Below are 18,602 nucleotides of genomic sequence, written 5' to 3' on the forward strand. Positions count from 1 at the left end.
GTTCTCTTTAAATGAGTGTTTTTTTATATATTAGCTACCTATTAGCCAAAATTTATAGTTATGAAATTGCCTTATTTTTTATTGTTTTTATCCGCCTTTTGCCTTGGCCAGTCTCCGGAATATCCCAAGGATTATTTTCGTTCCCCTTTAGATATTCCCTTATTTGCTTCCGGTTCTTTTGCGGAACTGCGCGGAAATCATTTTCATTCCGGTCTCGATTTTAAAACCCAGCAAAAAGAAGGGTTACCGGTTTATGCCGCAGCCGATGGTTTCGTGTCGCGCATCAAAATTTCCGAAAAGGGATACGGTAAAGCTATTTACATTACACATCCCAACGGTTTTACTTCTGTGTATGGTCATTTGAAAAAGTTTGACGGACCTTTAGCTGATTTTATCCGAAAACGACAATATGCCCAAAAATCATACGAAATCGAAATTTTTCCGTTAGCCAATGAGTTGCCGGTAAAAAAAGGACAGGTAATTGCTTTTTCCGGAAACACGGGAAGTTCGGGTGGTGCGCACCTGCATTTTGAAATTCGGGACACCAAAACGGAAGAAATCATCAATCCGATGTTTTTTGGTTTCGATAATTTGATGCCGGATACTAAAATTCCGACCGTCAATGATCTGGTTGCTTATGCGGTCGGGGACAGTGCGGTTGTTAACAATTCACAAAGGCCAATCCCGTTAAATCTTTCGCTTCAGCAGGACGGAAGTTATCTTGCCGATAAAGTGCTGGCAAAAGGAACTATCGGTTTCGGGATCAATGCTTATGATCTTTCGGATAAGAATTTCAACTGGAACGGAATTTATAAAGTGGAAACCTTCTTAAACGGAAGTAAATTTTTTGATTATGAGTTTGACCGTTTTTCCTTCGATGAAACCCGATACATCAATAATTTTATCGACTACTATCGTTACAAAACAATCAATCAGACGGTACAGAAATTATTTTACAAGAAGGTTTATCCTTTCTCGCCGGTAAGCCACAACAAAAAGAATGGTCAGATCAATGTCCTTCCGGATATGGTGTATAATTACCGCATCGAGATCTCCGATTTTCATAAAAACAAACGCGTCATCAACATCCCGATCCAGTATTCCAATTCCAATCCGACTATCGCAAGGGAACAAAAGAAGACGCCTTATTTTCTGAAATCAACAAATGATAATAATTATACCAAAGACAACGTTTCGGTTTTTATACCGGCAGGTTCTTTTTATGAGGATTTTTACATGGATTTCGATGTTAAGGACAATGTGCTTTTTCTTCATAATGAAACGGTTCCGGTACAAAATAACCTGACGGTCACGTTTGATGTTACGGATATACCAAATATTAACAGGGAAAAAACGTTTATATCCAGGATGGATGGAAATACGCCGGAATATTTTACGACTTCCAAAAAAGGTAACCTGTTTTCTATCCGAACCAAAGATTTAGGAAAATTCAAGATTATGATTGATACGATCGCACCGAAAATCTACAAACCTTCATTTACGGAAGGTGCTAATCTGGATAAAATGGATTCGATCAGCGTGCGTATAAACGATGATCTTTCCGGAATTAAGGAATATAGCGGCTACATAAACGGAAAATGGATTTTAATGGATTATGATTTTAAGACGAAAGCATTGACCCATTATTTCAGTGATGCTGTTTATGAAGAAGGCAAAAACGAATTAAAAGTAGTAGTTTCCGATAAAATGGGAAATTCTACTATCTTTGAAACTCATTTTTTTAAAACTAAAAAACAACCGTCAGTTGAAAAACCTAATTAAACTCCTGGTTCTCTATATTTTTATTGCAGGATTTACTACGTATGCACAATCAGCAAGATTAAAAGGGGTATTGCTGGATGAATCCAATAAACCTATTGAAAATGCTACCATCAAAGCAGGAGATGTCACTGCAAAATCCAATGAAAATGGTTTCTTTCAGATTGTAATTCCGGCCAACCAGAAGGTTACGGTAGAAATTACGCATGTTTCTTTCAAAAGATCATCCGTGGTTGTTGAACTTAAAAATAATGAGGATTACGAGCTGAACGTGGTTTTAAGTGAAAATGAAGAACGATTGGGAGAATTGGTAATTTCCACAAGTGGGCGAAAACGGGTGGAAGGAATTACCACTATTGAACCTCAGGTAATCAGAAAGATACCTGGTGCTAATGCCGGAGTAGAAAACATCCTGAAAACGTTGCCGGGAGTCTATTCAAATAACGAATTGAGTACTTCATATGCTGTACGAGGCGGAAACTATGACGAAAATCTTGTGTATGTAAATGAAATCGAAGTGTACCGTCCGTTTCTGATCCGTTCGGGGCAACAGGAAGGTTTGAGTTTTACAAATACTGAAATGGTTTCTAATGTCGATTTCTCAGCGGGAGGATTTCAGGCAAAATATGGTGACAAACTTTCGTCCGTTCTGGACATTACTTACAGAAGACCGGTAAAATTTCAGGCCGCTTTAGATGCGAGTTTGATGGGAGGTAGTGCGACAGTTGATTTAGTGTCCAAAAATCAGAAGTGGAGTAATATTACAGGCATCAGATACCGTAATAACAGTTTGCTGGTAAACAGTCAGGAGACCGAAACCAATTATACGCCAACCTTCGCCGATATACAGACCCAAATAAATTTTGATGCTTCGACAAAGTGGGAGTGGAGTTTTTTGGGGAATATTTCCCAGAACAAATACCATTACCAGCCATTAACACGTCAAACAAATTTCGGAACCATAGACGAACCGATTGCCTTGCAGGTTTTTTATGATGGTCAGGAGAAAGATGAATATTTGACCTATTTCGGGGCTGTCAAATCTACATATCAGGCAAATGAAAACACTAAATATAAGTTCATCGGTTCGATTTACCATACGCAGGAGCAGGAGTATTTTGATATTTTAGCGGAATACAGATTAGGCGAAATTGATTCGAACATCGGTTCGGATACTTTTGGAGATGTTGTGTATTCACGCGGAGTCGGTTCACAGCTTACGCATGCCAGAAATAATCTTGACGCGTTAATCGTAAATGCCGAAGTAAAAGGATTCCACGATATTAAAAAGAAAAACAGTCAAATAGAATGGGGCTTCAAATATACCCGAGAAGATATTCATGACCGTTTAGTGGAATGGGAAGTAGTCGATTCAGCTGGTTTTTCATTGCCAAAACCTGATGTTACACTGCCAAACGATCAGCCATATACACCATATTATGGTCCGCTGGCGCCCTATCAGAATGTCAGAGCGACTAATTTTGTTCAGATCAATCGTTTTTCGGGATACGGACAATGGAATTACAGAGGTACTTTAGGTTTGAGCCAAATTTGGGTGAATGCCGGAGCACGTGTCCATGACTGGCAGGTGCAGGGTGATAACCTAAACGGCAAAAATCAGATTGTATTTAGTCCGCGCGCTCAGTTTGCCATCAAGCCGCAATGGGAAAAGGATATGTTATTCCGATTGTCAGGCGGATTGTATCAGCAGCCTCCTTTTTATCGTGAACTCAGAGGTGCGGACGGTAAAGTCAATCCGGATGTGAAAGCGCAAAAATCCTATCATATTGTCCTGAGTAACGATTATAGTTTTAAATTATCAGGTCGACCGTTCAAACTGGTTTCGGAGGCGTATTATAAAATTCTGAGTGACGTCAATACCTATACGATTGACAATGTTCGAATTCGTTATCGTGCCAACAATGATGCGACGGCTTATGTTTACGGAGCCGATTTTCGTCTGAACGGCGAGTTCGTCCCCGGAACGGAATCCTGGTTTAGTTTTGGTTACCTGAAGACAGAGGAGAATCAAAACAACCGCGGAAATATAGCCCGTCCAACTGATCAGCGCCTGAAATTCGGTTTGTTGTTCCAGGACTATATGCCAGCCCTTCCAAACATGAAATTGTATCTGAATTTAGTATATAATACCGGACTCCCGGGCGGATCACCGTCTTATGCCGACCCATACCTATACCAAACCCGTCTGAAGGATTACCGTCGTGCCGATGTTGGTTTTTCCTATGTGTTTAAGGATGCAACCATTCAGTCACAAAGAAACTGGCTAAAAGGGTTTAAGGAATTCGCGTTAGGATTTGAGATTTACAATATGTTTAATAATCAAAACGCAATAACGAATACTTGGGTTCGTGATGTATATACCAAAAGCCAGTACGCTATTCCTAATTATATGACAACACGTACGTTCAACGTAAAATTGAATTTTAGGTTGTAATATATGAAGCATAGAAAGCGCGGAAAACTTTTATATGTTCCCGGAATGATTTCACTCTTCGTATTCCCTTTGCTTTGTTTGTGGTTTTTTTATTCCCGTGAGGTCTTTGTGGAATATCGTTGCATGACTATTGCATTTCCGGACCAGGAGTTTCTGCAGCAGCTAAAAAATGAATCCGGATTTCCTATTCCAAGAAAGTATAAGGAATATGTGCTTTCTGCCTCCGATGTCAAAAAAAAACAATTGTTCGAATCATTGCGACTTTCATTGGTTGAATTAAAAAAGAATAACGATACGGTCAACGGGGTTAAAATCAATTTTAAGCATGCTGATTATGGCGATTTTGTGCAGGCTCTTAATCTTCTTCATGATACCGATATGCCGACTTATCCTCCTTATGAAAATGATATCTGGGTTTTAATCGGGAATCGGCAAAAGAAAAGGAACAAGGATATAGAGGATGAAAAATATGTGTACGTGAATTGCGATACTCAAAAGTTTATTGATCTTGAGAATAGGAGAATTCAAAAGTTGGAGGAAGAGAATAATAAAGCGAAATTTCAAACATCTTTTTTAAAGGATATGTGGCCTGTGTTTCTGGGCTATGTGGGAATTGTGATAATAAATATTTTTGCCGTAGTAAAATTTATTAAGAACAGAAAGTTAAACCAAAAATCTTATATTTGATAGACCAATTTACGTTAATATGAAAAACTTCTCAAAATATACTGTACTGGGTTTAATTGCTTTTTTGGCGAGTTGTAAAGGTGAAGCTGAAAAGCCGAAGGTAATCTATGAAGATACAAAGAATACTGCGCCAAAGAATGTGGTTGCTAAGGATTCTTCGCAAATCAAGATCGCCGATTTACCGATTTACATGGAAGGAACAAAATACCTGATTCATGCTATCGGAGACGTTCGCGTATCGGTGGAAGGTGGCAGCTACGGATCCAGTAAAACGAATTCGATGAGTTATGCGATTTCCAATTACAATCGTTTTGAGCTTACCGGATATTTTGAGAATCTGAAATTCCAGCACATTGACTCTACGGCATTGCGACCGTTAACCGATAAACCGGTGCAGATCCAAACGGCAACGTTCCTTAATACGATTTCAGATAAGACCAAAAAACAGATTTTGGTTTATTCTTTAGTGGATTTCGATACAAATAAAGACGGGAAACTGGATGCTAATGATATCAAATCACTTTATATCAGTACTATGAGTGGGAAAGCATTCACTAAATTGTCTAGTGATCTTCAGGAATTGTTGGATTGGAATGTAGTGGAGGTTCAAAACCGTCTGTATTTCCGAACGATTGAGGATATAAACAAAAATGGGGCTTTTGATAAGACTGATAAAGTACATTACCATTTTGTGAATCTGGTTTCAAAGGACTGGGCTGTTGAGACCTACGAGCCGATAAACTAAACTGGCTGGTTTAAATCAAAATATCGCTTTCCAGATCTGATTTCTCGATTTCAAATCCGAATCCCAGTTTGGATACCAATTCGATAACCAATTTTTTATACCAGTTTTCGCTTTTGGGATGGATGTAGATTTTATTGATCATTTTATTGATGTCTACATCTATTTTCAACCCTTCATTTATTGTTAGGTTCTGTGAAGTCACATCAGAGATTATTCTGATCTCATTCTCGTACTGAAAGCTTTTTCGTTTGAAAAGAAAAGGGAAGAAGGCGTCATCAAAAGGGATCAGTTCTTTTTTGTAATCAATGTAGTTTACTTCGCCAATATGCTGTTCCGTATGTCTTTCTTTTTGTAAAGCTTCTTTCAGATTTCCTATAGTTGATTGGATCGCCAGTCCCTCATGGTTTTTTGTAAAAACCTGCCACATGGCAAAGCTTTCGTATTCGTTGGTATGCCAACTGCTGATGACCACATTTTCCCGATGCGATTTGTAATAGTCCAGGAATTTCGGGTTGTGTTGGGAGATCTTTTTTATCTCTTCAAAAGTAGGTTCGCTGAAAGTGCCTTCGTACTGATCCTCGAATTTATCCGATCGCGACATAAACATTTGACCCGAAATCAAAAGGTCTAAAAATTTAGACAAATCCATGTATTTCCAGATGATGGTATCCGGATTTTCAGGGATTTTGATATTCGGGTTGTTTACGTACATTCAGTAAGTTTTAATGTCATAAATCCGTTGTGTGAACTAGTTAGTTACTCGAAGGATTGCATCATCACCAATTTGGAATACGTTCCGTTTTTGGCTAGTAATTCATCATGTGTGCCTTGTTCCACAATTTGACCTTTTTGCATAACGACAATCATATCCGCCTTTTGAATGGTAGAAAGTCGGTGTGCAATTACGATGGAAGTTCTGTTTTGCATCATGTTTTCCAAAGCGACCTGAACTAATTTTTCACTTTCCGTGTCCAAAGCGGAAGTTGCCTCGTCCAAAACCATGATCGGAGGGTTTTTTAAAACCGCTCTTGCAATGGATAATCTTTGTTTTTGTCCTCCCGATAATTTGTTGCCGGCATCACCGATATTGGTATCGATTCCCTTTGGAAGGTCTTTTACGAATTCATAAGCATTGGCGATTTTCAAAGCTTCTATGATCTCTTCGTCCGTCGCGTTCTGTTTTCCTAACAGTATGTTGTTTTTTATCGTTTCGTTGAAGAGGATGCTGTCCTGGGTCACCAATCCGATTAGACTACGAAGCGACTCCATCTTCATGTCTTTGATGTCGGTGCCGTCCACTTTGATACTGCCTTCCTGAACATCATAAAAACGGGTCAATAGGTTGGCGATCGTACTCTTTCCGCTTCCGGATTGTCCTACTAATGCGATTGTTTTTCCTTTAGGAACTTCAAGAGCGAAGTTTTTAAGGACATTTTCTTTTTCGTAACGGAAATTGATATCCTCAATAGTAATCTTATCTGTAAAAGTACTTTTTTCAACCGCATTTGGTTTGTCGGTGATCGTGTTTTCAACCTCAAGAACATCAAAAACACGTTCTGCTGCCGCGATACCATTTTTAACGGCATAAGATGCTTTTGATATTGCTTTTGCAGGTGTCAGGATGTTGTAAGCTAATCCCATGTAGGCTAAAAATACGGCTCCGTCTAATGTTTTGTCAACAAGAACCATGCTTCCTCCGTACCAAAGCAAAACGGCAATGGTGATGATTCCCATGAATTCGCTTAAAGGCGATGCTAAATTGTTTTTCTTTCCGATTTTATTGGAAAGCACTAAAAGACGGTTGATGGATTCCGTAAAACGTCCTTGGAAATGAGATTCGGCATTATAACTTTTAACGATTTTAAGTCCGGATAAAGTTTCCTCCACGATTGAAATCAAGTGGCCACTCTCATTTTGTGCTTGTAGAGATCTTGCTTTTAGGTTTTTACCTATTTTGGAGATTATCAATCCGGAAATAGGGATAAAAATAAAAACGAACAGTGTTAGTTTAAAACTTATCGTGAACATTCCTATTATGGAAAAAACGATGGTCATTGGTTCCTTTACAATCAACTCAAGAATCGAGAAAAAAGAGTTTTGTACTTCATTGACATCTCCTAGCATTCTTGCCATTACATCTCCTTTTCTTTTTTCAGAGTAGTAAGAGATAGGTAATTTAATGATCTTATTGTACATGGTTTTGCGTAAATCACGTAAAACCCCGTTTCTCAGATGCATCATATGAAAAGATGCCAGATAATTGAAAAGATTTTTGAAAAGGAAAGTCAGGATTACCAAAGTAACAACCAAAAGAAGCGCTTTCTGAGGGCCATTGTCTTTGGTTAGTTGCGTGATATTGTAATACAGTAAATCCTGGGCATAACCCATAACGTGGAAAATGTCTTCCCAAACCGGAGGGGTTTCCACTTTTTTTGTTTTGTCAAACAGTACGTTCATCATCGGTATTAATGTGATGAAGGATAATGTACTGAATAGCGCATATAAAACGTTATAAAACACATTCCAGATGACATGTGATTTATAGGGTTTTACAAAAGGAAAGATTTTTGAAATAATTTTATTCATTTAATTCAATTGCATTTCAGCAATAATTTTTTTGATTTTAGTATCCAAATAGGTTTCAGCTTCCGGAACATCGGTTGTCGTTTCAATGGCACAATTGACACTGAAATAGAATTTTATTTTAGGTTCCGTACCGCTCGGGCGTGCACAAATTTTGCTCCCGTCTTCCAAATAATAAATCAACACGTCTGATTTTGGAATGGAAAGTGGTTCAGTTTCATCGGTAAATAAATTACGTACCGTCGAATTCTGGTAATCTTCGATGCATACCACTCGTTCTCCGTTAATTTCGTGTACCGGATTTTCACGAAGGTCAACCATCATCTGCCTGATTTCGTTTGCACCTTCGATTCCCTTTTTGGTAATCGAAATCAAATGCTCTTTATAGAAGCCGAAATCAGTATACAAGTGAAGCAATTCCTGATAAAGGGAACTTCCTTTTTCTTTGGCCTGAGCTGCGATTTCGCAAACCAAAAGAGTAGAAGCTACGGCGTCTTTATCGCGAACGGCATCACCGACCATAAATCCAAAACTTTCTTCGCCACCTCCAATGAATTTCTGATTAGGGAAATCCTTGATCATTTTCGCAATCCATTTGAAACCGGTTAAGCCGACTTTACATTCAATATTGTAAGCAGAAGCCAATTCCTGCATCATTGGTGTTGAAACGATGGTCGAGCCAACAAATTCCGTTCCAGTCAGTTTTCCTTGTTTTTTCCATTGCTGAAGCAGAAAATGTGTCATGACAACCATGGTTTGGTTACCGTTCAGTAATGTCATTTTGCCGTTTTCGTCGCGAACAGCTACTCCTAATCGGTCAGAGTCCGGGTCGGTACCCACTACTATATCTGCGTTTGTTTGTTCCGCCAGTTCCATTGCCATTGCCAGTGCTTCCGGTTCTTCAGGGTTTGGTGATTTTACCGTTGGGAAATTTCCGTCTGGTTCGGCTTGTTCTTTTACAATTTCAACATTCGAATATCCGGCTTTTGCTAAAACGTCCGGAACCAGTTTGATGGAAGTTCCGTGCAGCGAAGTGAAAACAATTTTTAGCTTTTCTTTGGCCGCAGCCGAAGTATTGAATGTGGCATTTTCGATTGCAGAATCAATAAATGCTTCGTCTATTTCTTTGTCGATATATTCGATTAGATCGTTATTGGCTTCAAATTTTATTTCACTGTAATCCAAAGCTTCAATCATTTGGATGATTTCATGATCCTGAGGCGGTACCAATTGGCCACCGTCCTGCCAATATACTTTGTATCCGTTGTATTCCGGCGGATTATGTGAAGCGGTAAGTACAATTCCGGAATGACATCCCAGATATTTTACTGCAAACGATAATTCTGGTGTCGGACGTAAATCGGAAAAAAGAAAAACCTTGATCCCGTTCGCTGAAAATACGTCTGCAACTACTTTTGCCAAGGTGTCGCTATTGTGACGACAATCATAGGCGATGGCTACTTTTAGTTCTTCGTTAGGGAATGATTTTTTCAGGTAGTCAGAAAGGCCCTGGGTGTTTTTACCTAAAGTGTATTTGTTGATTCGGTTGGTTCCCACGCCCATAATTCCACGCATACCACCGGTTCCGAATTCCAGATTTTTATAAAAACTGTCTTCCAGTTCTTTTGGGGAAGTAGTCATCATTTCACGAATTGCTTCGTGTGTATCATTGTCAAACGTTGGCGTAAGCCAGATGTTTACTTTGTCTAAAATTGCTTTTTCAATGTGCATTTTCAATTCTGATTTACAGATTTAACTCTTTTGAAATTTTATAACGTTCTTCGTTGTTTTTGGTTCTCAGGATGATTTCACCCAGGAATCCGGCAAGAAAGAGTTGTGTTCCTATGATCATGGTAGTCAGAGCAATATAAAACCAAGGGTTGTTGGTAACAAGAATGGCATCCTCATGGCTGTATATTTTGTACAGTTTCATGACGCCGATGTAACCTGCGGATAAAAATCCGATTAGGAACATCACCACACCTAATGCGCCGAAAAGATGCATAGGGCGTTTTCCGAATTTGGAAATGAACCAAATCGTGATCAGATCCAGAAAACCGTTAATGAAACGTTCCATTCCGAATTTCGTCGAACCGTATTTTCGTGCCTGATGAATCACCACTTTTTCGCCGATATTTCCAAATCCCGCGTTTTTAGCCAGAACCGGAATGTAACGGTGCATTTCGCCTGACACTTCAACGTTTTTTACTACGATGTTTTTGTAGGCTTTCAATCCGCAGTTGAAATCGTTCAGCTTAACTCCGGATGTTTTACGGGCTGCCCAGTTGAATAGTTTTGACGGCAGATTTTTAGCTACCACCGAATCATAACGTTTCTTTTTCCAACCTGAAACCAAATCATAGTTGTCGTTGGTAATCATGCTGAAAAGTCCTGGGATCTCGTCGGGGCTATCCTGTAAATCTGCGTCCATGGTGATAATGACGTCACCTTGTGCTTTGGCGAAACCGGCATGAAGCGCCTGTGATTTTCCATAATTGCGTAAAAAGCGAATTCCTTTAATATTGGGGTTTTCGGCAGAAAGCTGTTCGATTATTTTCCATGAATTGTCAGTGCTGCCGTCATCAATGAAAATAACTTCATAAGAGAAGTTGTTTTCTTTCATGACTTTTACGATCCACGAATGCAATTCGGGTAGCGATTCCTGCTCGTTGAGTAAAGGAATTATAATGGATAAATTCATTCGTTATTCTATATTCGAAGTTTTATTTCTGAAAATCAAGGCCAAAATTGAACCGACAATCGCAGAAAAAATAAAACTGAATGCAAGTCCTTTTAGCAGGTTGATGGGTGAATAGTTGTCATTTTTCTGCATATCTTCCACTGCTTTTGCTATTGCATCGGTTGGCGTGTTGAATTTTTTCATCATGTTTACCGCATATTCTATAGCATATGTGTTTACCGTTTCTTTGGCTTCTGGGTCAATTACGTTAAAAAGTAAGATGTTGAAAAGAACCGACATGGTTGCTCCAATTGCGGCAGCCAGAAAATAAACTGTAAAAGCTTCCTTAAAAGTGATAAGACCTTTCAGTTGTTTTTTTGTTTTTGAAACTAAAATTATACCAATGGTTAAAAAGATAACGATGCTTACAATCCCAATCCACATATTGGTGAAGAATTTCAGGTCAATTGCGTAAATAGAAGCGGTAATCAGAATTGAAATAGTCCCTAGGATTATTCCGTAGTTAATGCCGTTTTTTTTAATTACTTCGTTCATGGTTTTGCTTTTGGTTTAAATAATTTACAAATATAGGAATTCTATGGTATGTTTAGTTAGTTCGTTAATGTGAAAAAAAGTTACACAATAATTTGAATATTAAAAATTAGTTGTACATTTGCGCTCTGAAATAAATAGATTATAAACAAAAAGTTACAGGCGTTTATACCTTTTAGAGAATAAAAGCATCAGAACAGTTTGTAACCAATTAATAAAAAACGATTTACCATGAAAAAAGGAATTCACCCGGAAAATTACAGATTAGTAGCATTTAAAGATATGTCAAACGAGGATGTATTCATCACTAAATCTACTGTAGAAACTAAAGATACAATCACTGTTGATGGTGTTGAATACCCAGTATACAAAATGGAGATCTCCAGAACATCTCACCCTTTCTATACAGGTAAATCTAAACTTATCGATACTGCAGGACGTATTGATAAATTCAAAAACAAATACGCTAAATTCAGCAAATAATTGTTGTATCGCAATATATGGAAGCCTCTCAGTTTTGAGAGGCTTTTTTATTTTTGACATGGTGGTTTTAGTGGTAAACTTTGTAACTTTGATACTTTGCAACTCAGACCCGAGCAAGAAATGGCGAATTGATGAAATAAACTAAATACAATGAACTACATATTATTTGACGGAACCGTACGCAATGCGTTACTTCCTTTTACTTTTACCCGACCGGTGGCAGATATTCGTGTCGGAATCTTGACCATTCGTGAAAAATGGGAGAAATACTTAGGTTACACAACGACCACCTTAACGGAAGAATATCTGATGGATAAATATCCGATGGTGGAAATGGAAGAAAACATAATGATCAACGCTTCGTTTTTGCCAAACGCGGTTCTTTCGGAAATGGTTCGCTCTCTGGAAGCGGATCAGGCTATTTTTTATCATGATGAAGTGGTGGCTTTTTATAGTAGAGAAAATCAGGAAGAAGTTGATTTTGATACCTACGATATTATTGAATACACCGACGATTGCCTGAAAATTGAAAATACCTGGGATATTTTTCAGAAGAATGATGCAGCCTTACGCGAGGATTTTGAATTGATCACCGAAGGCCGTTTTTCCCAACCGATTCCTAAAAGTGTCAATGTGATGGCACCCGAAAATATCTTTATTGAAGAAGGTGCTAAATTGGAGTTCGTTACGCTTAATGCTTCAACCGGACCAATTTATATAGGAAAAAATGCTGAAATCATGGAAGGTTCGGTAATCAGAGGGCCTTTTGCTCTGTGTGAAGAAGCTATGGTGAAACTGGCGACAAAAGTGTATGGCGCAACCACTGTTGGTCCTCATTGCCGTATTGGCGGGGAAGTGAACAATTCTGTGCTTTTTGGCTATTCGAATAAAGGACATGACGGTTTCTTGGGGAATTCTGTTTTAGGGGAATGGTGTAATATCGGCGCCGACAGTAATAATTCAAACCTAAAAAACAATTACGAAGAAGTAAAACTGTGGAGCTATGAAACCGAAGGTTTTGCAAAAACAGGACTGCAGTTTTGCGGATTAATGATGGGCGATCACAGTAAATGTGGTATTAACACCATGTTCAATACAGGAACGGTTGTAGGAGTGAGCGCGAATATTTTTGGTAGCGGCTTCCCGCGCAATTTCATACCGAGTTTCTCTTGGGGCGGTGCTTCTGGATTTACAACCTACATTACCAAAAAAGCATTTGAAACAGCAAAAATAGTGATGTCTCGACGTCATGTAGAATTTACAGAGCAGGATGCTGCTATTTTAGAGCACGTTTTTGAGGAGACAAAAAAATACAGAAAAGAATAGTTTGAACATTAAGCAAATTATAATACCACGATTGCGAAAACAGTCGTGGTTTTTTTTGTAAATTTATTCTCTAAATTTTGAAATTATGTACAGAACAGAGAATGATTTATTAGGAGATATGCAGGTTCCGTCGGATGCTTACTACGGAATTCAGACACAGCGAGCAATTGATAATTTTCAGATATCGGGCGTGAAATTATATCAGTTTCCCGAATTCATCAAAGGGTTAGCCTATGTGAAATGGGCCGCCGCAGAAACGAACTTTGAATTGGGATTGCTCGATGAAAAACTCAAAAATGCAATCGTAGAAGCGGCAAAAGAAGTCATCTCCGGAAAATTCGATATGGAATTCCCAATCGATATGATTCAGGGTGGAGCAGGTACTTCCACCAACATGAACATCAACGAAGTTCTGGCCAACCGCGCTTTGGAACTGATGGGACATCAAAAAGGAGAATACCAGTATTGTTCGCCAAACGATCATGTAAATTTATCCCAATCTACCAATGATGCCTATCCTACGGCAATTCGCGTTGCCGGAGTGCATTCGACCAAATTGCTGATAGAACATTTAAAAGATCTTATTAACTCGATTCGAAATAAAGGGGAAGAGTTCAAGCACGTACTGAAAATGGGAAGAACCCAATTACAGGACGCTGTGCCGATGACGCTGGGTCAGGAATTTGAAGCTTTCGCTGTTACACTGGAAGAAGAAATCGAGCGTCTGACACAAAATTCCAATCTGTTCCTGGAAACCAATATGGGTGCCACTGCTATTGGAACCGGACTAAATGCGGCTCCGGGCTATGCAAAACTATGTGCTGAAAATTTAGCAAAAGTGACCGGTCTGGCAATTGTTTCAGCGCCAAATTTGATTGAAGCCACACCAGACACCGGTGCGTACGTGATTTATTCATCGGCCTTGAAACGTATGGCGATTAAGATTTCAAAAATTTGTAATGACCTCCGCTTGCTTTCTTCCGGACCACGTTGTGGTTTGAACGAAATCAATCTGCCACCGATGCAACCAGGTTCATCTATTATGCCCGGAAAAGTAAATCCGGTAATTCCCGAAGTGATGAATCAGGTCTGTTTCCGCGTTATAGGAAATGACCTGACGGTGACAATGGCCGCAGAAGCCGGACAATTACAATTAAACGTAATGGAACCGGTGCTGACTTATGCGATAATGGAATCAATGATGTTGTTATCTAACGGAATGGATACGCTCCGTCAGAAATGTATCGAAGGTATCACCGCAAACGTAGAGCATTGCCGTGAAATGGTATTGCACAGCATCGGAATTGTTACAGCCCTTAATCCGTACATCGGCTATAAAAACAGTACGAAAATTGCGAAAGAAGCGTTGGAAACCGGTAAGAGTGTCTACAATCTGGTTTTGGAACACAATATACTGTCGAAAGAACAGATCGATGATATCCTGAATCCTGAAAATATGCTTGCTCCTAAGAAAGGATAAACGAAAAGCCACGAATACAAATCGTGGCTTTTTCTTTTCCAAATTAATCAGCTATTGTTTTTATTTTCGGATTTGACCGCTTTGTTCAAAATCAAGGTCAATCTTATTGGTCAGATCCACATCGATATACTTGTGTCCCAAATCCACATGTGTGATTTTTTCGTTTGGATAGTTTGTTTTGACGTAGGCCAGAATTTCCGGTAAGATATAAGCGGTAGGGATGGGTTTCTTGTGTCCGTCAACTTCCCGCCATCCACCATCTTTCCAAAATTCGACTTCAGTTCCGTCTTTCAGTTTTACTTCATATCCTTTTTCACCATATTCGGGATCCCGACTGGCTTTCTCTACCGGATTATCCGGAAAATGTTCGGTTAAAAATGCCTTTGCTTTTTCAGGAAGTTCAGAAATATTGATTTTTTTTCGCTGGGCATTAATTATAGTGAATGTGAAAAGGAGCAGAACCGTAAGTGTAATTTTTGTATTCATGACGTATCTTTTTAAGTATGAATTAATTAACTAGTTAAATTTACGAAAACGATTTCAGATTTCAGATGAATCTGAGTGTGGTTTAATTAGTGTATTAAATTCAATAGTTTAATTTACAGGTAGTTGTTTCGGAAAATGTAAATAATTGAAATATAGTGGATTGTTGATTTCATCAAACGGATTATTGTATGTAAATTTGCCGTCTCAATTTTTTGACAACGATTTCATTAATTGGGCTATCTTATGGAAAACAAAAAGAAAGTAGCGTTCTACACGCTGGGTTGTAAACTGAATTTCTCAGAAACATCAACAATTGCACGTAATTTTCAGGACGAAGGTTTTGACCGCGTTGATTTTGAAGAGGTTGCCGATATCTATGTGATAAACACCTGCTCGGTTACCGATAATGCCGATAAGCAATTCAAACAGATCGTAAAAAAAGCAATGAAGCTCAATGATAAGGCTTTCGTTGCGGCGGTTGGCTGTTATGCGCAGTTAAAACCGGAAGAGCTTGCCGATGTGGATGGCGTAGATCTGGTTTTAGGCGCCACAGAAAAATTTAAAATTACCGATTATATCAACGATTTGTCCAAAAACGACATGGGCGAAGTGCATTCCTGTGAAATCGAAGAAGCTGATTTTTATGTTGGCAGTTATTCGATAGGCGACAGGACTCGTGCCTTTTTGAAAGTTCAGGACGGTTGCGATTATAAGTGTACTTATTGTACGATTCCGTTGGCAAGAGGAATTTCCAGAAGTGATACGATGGAAAACGTACTTAAAAACGCCAAAGAAATTTCACAACAGGGAATTCGGGAAATTGTTTTGACCGGAGTAAATATCGGTGATTACGGTAAAGGTGAGTTTGGAAATAAAAAACACGAGCATACCTTTTATGAATTAGTTCAGAATCTTGATAAAGTGGAAGGAATTGAACGTTTGCGTATTTCATCCATTGAACCCAACCTTCTTAAAAATGAAACGATCGATTTCGTGGCGCAAAGCCGAACATTTGTACCGCATTTCCATATTCCGTTACAATCGGGAAGCAATGAGATCCTGAAAAAAATGAAACGCCGTTATATGCGCGAATTGTATACCGAACGTGTTGCTAAAATCCGTGAAGTAATGCCGGATGCTTGTATTGGTGTGGATGTGATAGTTGGTTTCCCGGGCGAAACAGACGAACTGTTTTTAGAAACCTATAATTTCCTGAATCAATTAGATATTTCGTATCTGCATGTTTTTACCTATTCGGAAAGAGATAATACCGAAGCGACAGAAATGGAAGGTGTTGTGCCGTCGAATGTTCGTGCAAAACGCAGTAAGATGTTACGCGGACTTTCAGTTAAAAAAAGACGTGCCTTCTACGAGAGTCAGATCGGAACCAACAGAACGGTTTTGTTTGAGGGCGAGAATAAAGAAGGATATATCCACGGATTTACAGAAAACTATGTAAAAGTAAAAACACCTTGGAATCCGGAATTGGTTAACACATTGCACGAAATCAAACTGACAAGAATTGATGAAGACGGAAGTGTTCGACTGGAGTTTGTGAATGCGGAGGTGTGAAGCAGAAAACAGAAAACAGAAAACAGAAAATAGAAAATAGAAAAAAGAGGATGGCTTACTAGTTGTCCTTTTTTTTTGCTCTGTTCTCTTTGTTCTGTATTCTATTCTCTTTCCTAATATTTATAGTGAAATCGCAATTTAGTGACCCTGTAAACGCTATCACCCAATTGTTCCACAAATTCAAATTTGTTACGTCCGGCCTGGATAAAGGAAACGATCGAGCGGGCGGAAATTTCATAATACATTCCGCTGCCTTCCAGCATAAAACGATCGCCGGTGTAACGGTAAGCGGATCGGATTAAATCGAATTCAAAAAGATTCCACGTGGTGTAGTCGGCCGAAAAATCACCTGAAGAAGTGCAAATGCCTTCGGTAATATCGGTCTTACAGCCATAATACTTGACAATTTCTTCAAAAAAGTGAAGGATATCGGTGTAAAATTCTTCTTGCTCCATGCCATAAATATACATTTTTTTGTGATGTAAAGAATTATTTGGATGACATAATAATTTTTAAAATCGTAAGTTTTTCTGAATTGTAATTCTTCGGGAATAAGATAAATGATAAAAGGCCGATTTCAAGAGAAACCAGCCTTTTGCCTTTTTGAAAAGTATTTTCAAGTAAATCAAATTTTTATCCCTGGAGGCAGTAGTCCTTTATAGCCTGGGTTCTTTCTGAAAAAAGCCGCTACTTTTGGATGGATGGGTACTACTTTCCATTTTTTTTCTTCCGCTACCAATAAAATCTGTTTTATAAAATCAGATAAGGTCTCCGAGCCTTCAAATTGCTCCGGAATATTCACCTTGGAAAGAAAAATCTTTTTTTCCTGAAATGAATATTCCACTGTGAGTAACTGACCGTCGACAGTCGTTTCAAACTGCCTTGAGAATTCATTGTTTTTAATAATCATTTGAGGAATTGTGTTGGTGGATAAATACATTGCAAAGGTACTTATTTGACAGTCAATATCAAACTGTTTTTCCGGCTATTAAAAAAAGTTGGTCTGGACAATATTTTGCTGAAATTTATGTTTTTCAAAGTCTCAGATAATTGGGAAAAAGTGGTATTTTTATGAAAATTTAAAGACTGTTGTGCAGTCAGATTCAAATTCCACTTAATGAGTAAAATACCTGTTTATTTCATGCCGGGCTTGGCTGCCAGTCCAAAAATTTTCGAGAAGATCAACTTGCCTGAAGATCAATTTGAAACTTTCATGCTGGAATGGTTCCTGCCGGAAAAGAAAGAAACGCTGTCGAGTTATGCAAAAAGGATGGCTGAAAAAATAACACACGAAGATGCTGTTTTGATTGGTGTTTCTTTTGGCGGGATTTTAGTGGAGGAAATTTCGAAGATTAAACCGGTTAGGAAAACCATTATCATTTCAAGCGTAAAATGCAGGAAGGAATTTCCCAGACGAATGAAGATCGCAAGGAATACGAAAATGTATAAGTTGATTCCAATGAGTCTTTTTTCTAATGTGGAGTATCTTCTGAGGTACAGTAAAAGTCCTAAGATGAAAGAGCGTCTGGAATTGTATAAAACCTATCTTTCGGTAAATGATGTGAAATACCTGATCTGGGCCATTGAAAATGTAGTGATGTGGAACCGGGATGAGATCGACGAGAAGGTGATTCATATTCACGGAGATAAAGACGATGTGTTCCCGATCAAGAATATTAAAAATTGTATAGTGGTAAACGGAGGTACACATGCCATGATTTTGTTTAAGTACAAATGGATGAATGAGAACCTTCCGAAAATAATAACCGAATAA

Annotated in this window: 17 protein-coding genes; 9 read left to right on the plus strand and 8 right to left on the minus strand. The window is 38.6% G+C overall.

Going from position 1 to position 18,602, the window contains the following annotated elements; genetic code table 11:
• Window positions 1-60 precede the first annotated feature (60 nt).
• From AC3E9U_RS06195 to AC3E9U_RS06210, 4 genes are read left to right on the plus strand one after another with little or no spacing between them, the layout of a single operon-like run.
• Window positions 61-1,782 (plus strand): M23 family metallopeptidase, encoded by a 1,722-nt coding sequence (locus AC3E9U_RS06195; RefSeq protein WP_488746031.1) that lies wholly within the window; start codon window positions 61-63, stop codon window positions 1,780-1,782.
• Window positions 1,766-4,234, plus strand: coding sequence for a TonB-dependent receptor (locus AC3E9U_RS06200; protein ID WP_488746032.1), 2,469 nt, complete (start codon window positions 1,766-1,768; stop codon window positions 4,232-4,234). The genes AC3E9U_RS06195 and AC3E9U_RS06200 overlap by 17 nt, the downstream gene beginning before the upstream one ends.
• A gap of 3 nt (window positions 4,235-4,237) precedes the next feature.
• A complete protein-coding gene (locus tag AC3E9U_RS06205) occupies window positions 4,238-4,921 on the plus strand; it encodes a hypothetical protein (RefSeq protein ID WP_488746033.1) in 684 nt (227 codons plus the stop codon).
• A gap of 19 nt (window positions 4,922-4,940) precedes the next feature.
• Complete coding sequence (locus tag AC3E9U_RS06210; RefSeq protein WP_488746034.1) at window positions 4,941-5,666, plus strand: hypothetical protein; 726 nt, start codon at window positions 4,941-4,943, stop codon at window positions 5,664-5,666.
• A gap of 10 nt (window positions 5,667-5,676) precedes the next feature.
• Here the strand turns inward: AC3E9U_RS06210 and AC3E9U_RS06215 are convergent, their stop codons facing one another.
• From AC3E9U_RS06215 to AC3E9U_RS06235, 5 genes are read right to left on the minus strand one after another with little or no spacing between them, the layout of a single operon-like run.
• Window positions 5,677-6,378 (minus strand): DUF2971 domain-containing protein, encoded by a 702-nt coding sequence (locus AC3E9U_RS06215; RefSeq protein WP_488746035.1) that lies wholly within the window; start codon window positions 6,376-6,378, stop codon window positions 5,677-5,679.
• A 44-nt stretch (window positions 6,379-6,422) separates the two neighbouring features.
• The gene (locus AC3E9U_RS06220; protein WP_488746036.1) at window positions 6,423-8,252 is read right to left on the minus strand and encodes an ABC transporter ATP-binding protein; all 1,830 of its coding nucleotides are present in this window, start codon (window positions 8,250-8,252) and stop codon (window positions 6,423-6,425) included.
• Window positions 8,253-9,980 (minus strand): phospho-sugar mutase, encoded by a 1,728-nt coding sequence (locus AC3E9U_RS06225; protein WP_488746037.1) that lies wholly within the window; start codon window positions 9,978-9,980, stop codon window positions 8,253-8,255.
• Between the two features lie 13 nt (window positions 9,981-9,993).
• On the minus strand, window positions 9,994-10,950 hold the full coding sequence (locus AC3E9U_RS06230; protein WP_488746038.1) for a glycosyltransferase family 2 protein: 957 nt from the start codon (window positions 10,948-10,950) through the stop codon (window positions 9,994-9,996).
• A 3-nt stretch (window positions 10,951-10,953) separates the two neighbouring features.
• Window positions 10,954-11,484: a DUF4199 domain-containing protein gene (locus AC3E9U_RS06235; RefSeq protein WP_488746039.1), complete on the minus strand. Its 531-nt coding sequence runs from the start codon at window positions 11,482-11,484 to the stop codon at window positions 10,954-10,956.
• Window positions 11,485-11,712: 228 nt separating this feature from the next.
• Between AC3E9U_RS06235 and AC3E9U_RS06240 the strand changes: the two genes are divergently transcribed.
• The 3 genes from AC3E9U_RS06240 (at window position 11,713) to aspA (ending at window position 14,770) form a co-directional block, all read left to right on the plus strand.
• Window positions 11,713-11,964, plus strand: coding sequence for a type B 50S ribosomal protein L31 (locus AC3E9U_RS06240; protein WP_023570958.1), 252 nt, complete (start codon window positions 11,713-11,715; stop codon window positions 11,962-11,964).
• A gap of 150 nt (window positions 11,965-12,114) precedes the next feature.
• Window positions 12,115-13,290 carry a GlmU family protein gene (locus AC3E9U_RS06245; protein ID WP_488746040.1) on the plus strand — a complete coding sequence of 392 codons (1,176 nt, stop codon included), beginning with the start codon at window positions 12,115-12,117 and terminating at the stop codon, window positions 13,288-13,290.
• An 85-nt stretch (window positions 13,291-13,375) separates the two neighbouring features.
• On the plus strand, window positions 13,376-14,770 hold the full coding sequence (gene aspA, locus AC3E9U_RS06250) for an aspartate ammonia-lyase (protein WP_488746041.1): 1,395 nt from the start codon (window positions 13,376-13,378) through the stop codon (window positions 14,768-14,770).
• A 60-nt stretch (window positions 14,771-14,830) separates the two neighbouring features.
• Here the strand turns inward: aspA and AC3E9U_RS06255 are convergent, their stop codons facing one another.
• The gene (locus AC3E9U_RS06255; protein ID WP_488746042.1) at window positions 14,831-15,256 is read right to left on the minus strand and encodes a PepSY-like domain-containing protein; all 426 of its coding nucleotides are present in this window, start codon (window positions 15,254-15,256) and stop codon (window positions 14,831-14,833) included.
• 243 nt (window positions 15,257-15,499) lie between these two features.
• On the opposite strand from AC3E9U_RS06255, the gene mtaB reads away from it, so the two are divergent.
• Window positions 15,500-16,828, plus strand: a complete 1,329-nt coding sequence (mtaB, locus tag AC3E9U_RS06260; RefSeq protein WP_488746043.1) for a tRNA (N(6)-L-threonylcarbamoyladenosine(37)-C(2))-methylthiotransferase MtaB — start codon at window positions 15,500-15,502, stop codon at window positions 16,826-16,828.
• 113 nt (window positions 16,829-16,941) lie between these two features.
• On the opposite strand, the gene AC3E9U_RS06265 is transcribed toward mtaB, so the two are convergent.
• Together AC3E9U_RS06265 and AC3E9U_RS06270 are read right to left on the minus strand one after the other, a co-directional pair.
• Window positions 16,942-17,283, minus strand: a complete 342-nt coding sequence (locus AC3E9U_RS06265; RefSeq protein ID WP_488746044.1) for a hypothetical protein — start codon at window positions 17,281-17,283, stop codon at window positions 16,942-16,944.
• A gap of 170 nt (window positions 17,284-17,453) precedes the next feature.
• Window positions 17,454-17,738, minus strand: coding sequence for a GNAT family N-acetyltransferase (locus AC3E9U_RS06270; protein ID WP_488746140.1), 285 nt, complete (start codon window positions 17,736-17,738; stop codon window positions 17,454-17,456).
• Window positions 17,739-17,945: 207 nt separating this feature from the next.
• Between AC3E9U_RS06270 and AC3E9U_RS06275 the strand changes: the two genes are divergently transcribed.
• Window positions 17,946-18,602 carry an alpha/beta hydrolase gene (locus AC3E9U_RS06275; RefSeq protein WP_488746045.1) on the plus strand — a complete coding sequence of 219 codons (657 nt, stop codon included), beginning with the start codon at window positions 17,946-17,948 and terminating at the stop codon, window positions 18,600-18,602.

It is taken from the genome of Flavobacterium sp. 21.1 (assembly GCF_057801535.1).

Excerpts from the sequence above, each read along its gene's own strand:
- AC3E9U_RS06195 (WP_488746031.1), top strand. The coding sequence starts at position 61 with ATGAAATTGCCTTATTTTTTATTGTTTTTATCCGCCTTTTGCCTTGGC.
- AC3E9U_RS06205 (WP_488746033.1), top strand. The coding sequence starts at position 4,238 with ATGAAGCATAGAAAGCGCGGAAAACTTTTATATGTTCCCGGAATGATT.
- AC3E9U_RS06210 (WP_488746034.1), top strand. The coding sequence starts at position 4,941 with ATGAAAAACTTCTCAAAATATACTGTACTGGGTTTAATTGCTTTTTTG.
- AC3E9U_RS06215 (WP_488746035.1), bottom strand. The coding sequence starts at position 6,378 with ATGTACGTAAACAACCCGAATATCAAAATCCCTGAAAATCCGGATACC.
- AC3E9U_RS06220 (WP_488746036.1), bottom strand. The coding sequence starts at position 8,252 with ATGAATAAAATTATTTCAAAAATCTTTCCTTTTGTAAAACCCTATAAA.
- AC3E9U_RS06225 (WP_488746037.1), bottom strand. The coding sequence starts at position 9,980 with ATGCACATTGAAAAAGCAATTTTAGACAAAGTAAACATCTGGCTTACG.
- AC3E9U_RS06230 (WP_488746038.1), bottom strand. The coding sequence starts at position 10,950 with ATGAATTTATCCATTATAATTCCTTTACTCAACGAGCAGGAATCGCTA.
- AC3E9U_RS06235 (WP_488746039.1), bottom strand. The coding sequence starts at position 11,484 with ATGAACGAAGTAATTAAAAAAAACGGCATTAACTACGGAATAATCCTA.
- AC3E9U_RS06240 (WP_023570958.1), top strand. The coding sequence starts at position 11,713 with ATGAAAAAAGGAATTCACCCGGAAAATTACAGATTAGTAGCATTTAAA.
- AC3E9U_RS06245 (WP_488746040.1), top strand. The coding sequence starts at position 12,115 with ATGAACTACATATTATTTGACGGAACCGTACGCAATGCGTTACTTCCT.
- aspA (WP_488746041.1), top strand. The coding sequence starts at position 13,376 with ATGTACAGAACAGAGAATGATTTATTAGGAGATATGCAGGTTCCGTCG.
- AC3E9U_RS06255 (WP_488746042.1), bottom strand. The coding sequence starts at position 15,256 with ATGAATACAAAAATTACACTTACGGTTCTGCTCCTTTTCACATTCACT.
- mtaB (WP_488746043.1), top strand. The coding sequence starts at position 15,500 with ATGGAAAACAAAAAGAAAGTAGCGTTCTACACGCTGGGTTGTAAACTG.
- AC3E9U_RS06265 (WP_488746044.1), bottom strand. The coding sequence starts at position 17,283 with ATGGAGCAAGAAGAATTTTACACCGATATCCTTCACTTTTTTGAAGAA.
- AC3E9U_RS06270 (WP_488746140.1), bottom strand. The coding sequence starts at position 17,738 with ATGATTATTAAAAACAATGAATTCTCAAGGCAGTTTGAAACGACTGTC.
- AC3E9U_RS06275 (WP_488746045.1), top strand. The coding sequence starts at position 17,946 with ATGAGTAAAATACCTGTTTATTTCATGCCGGGCTTGGCTGCCAGTCCA.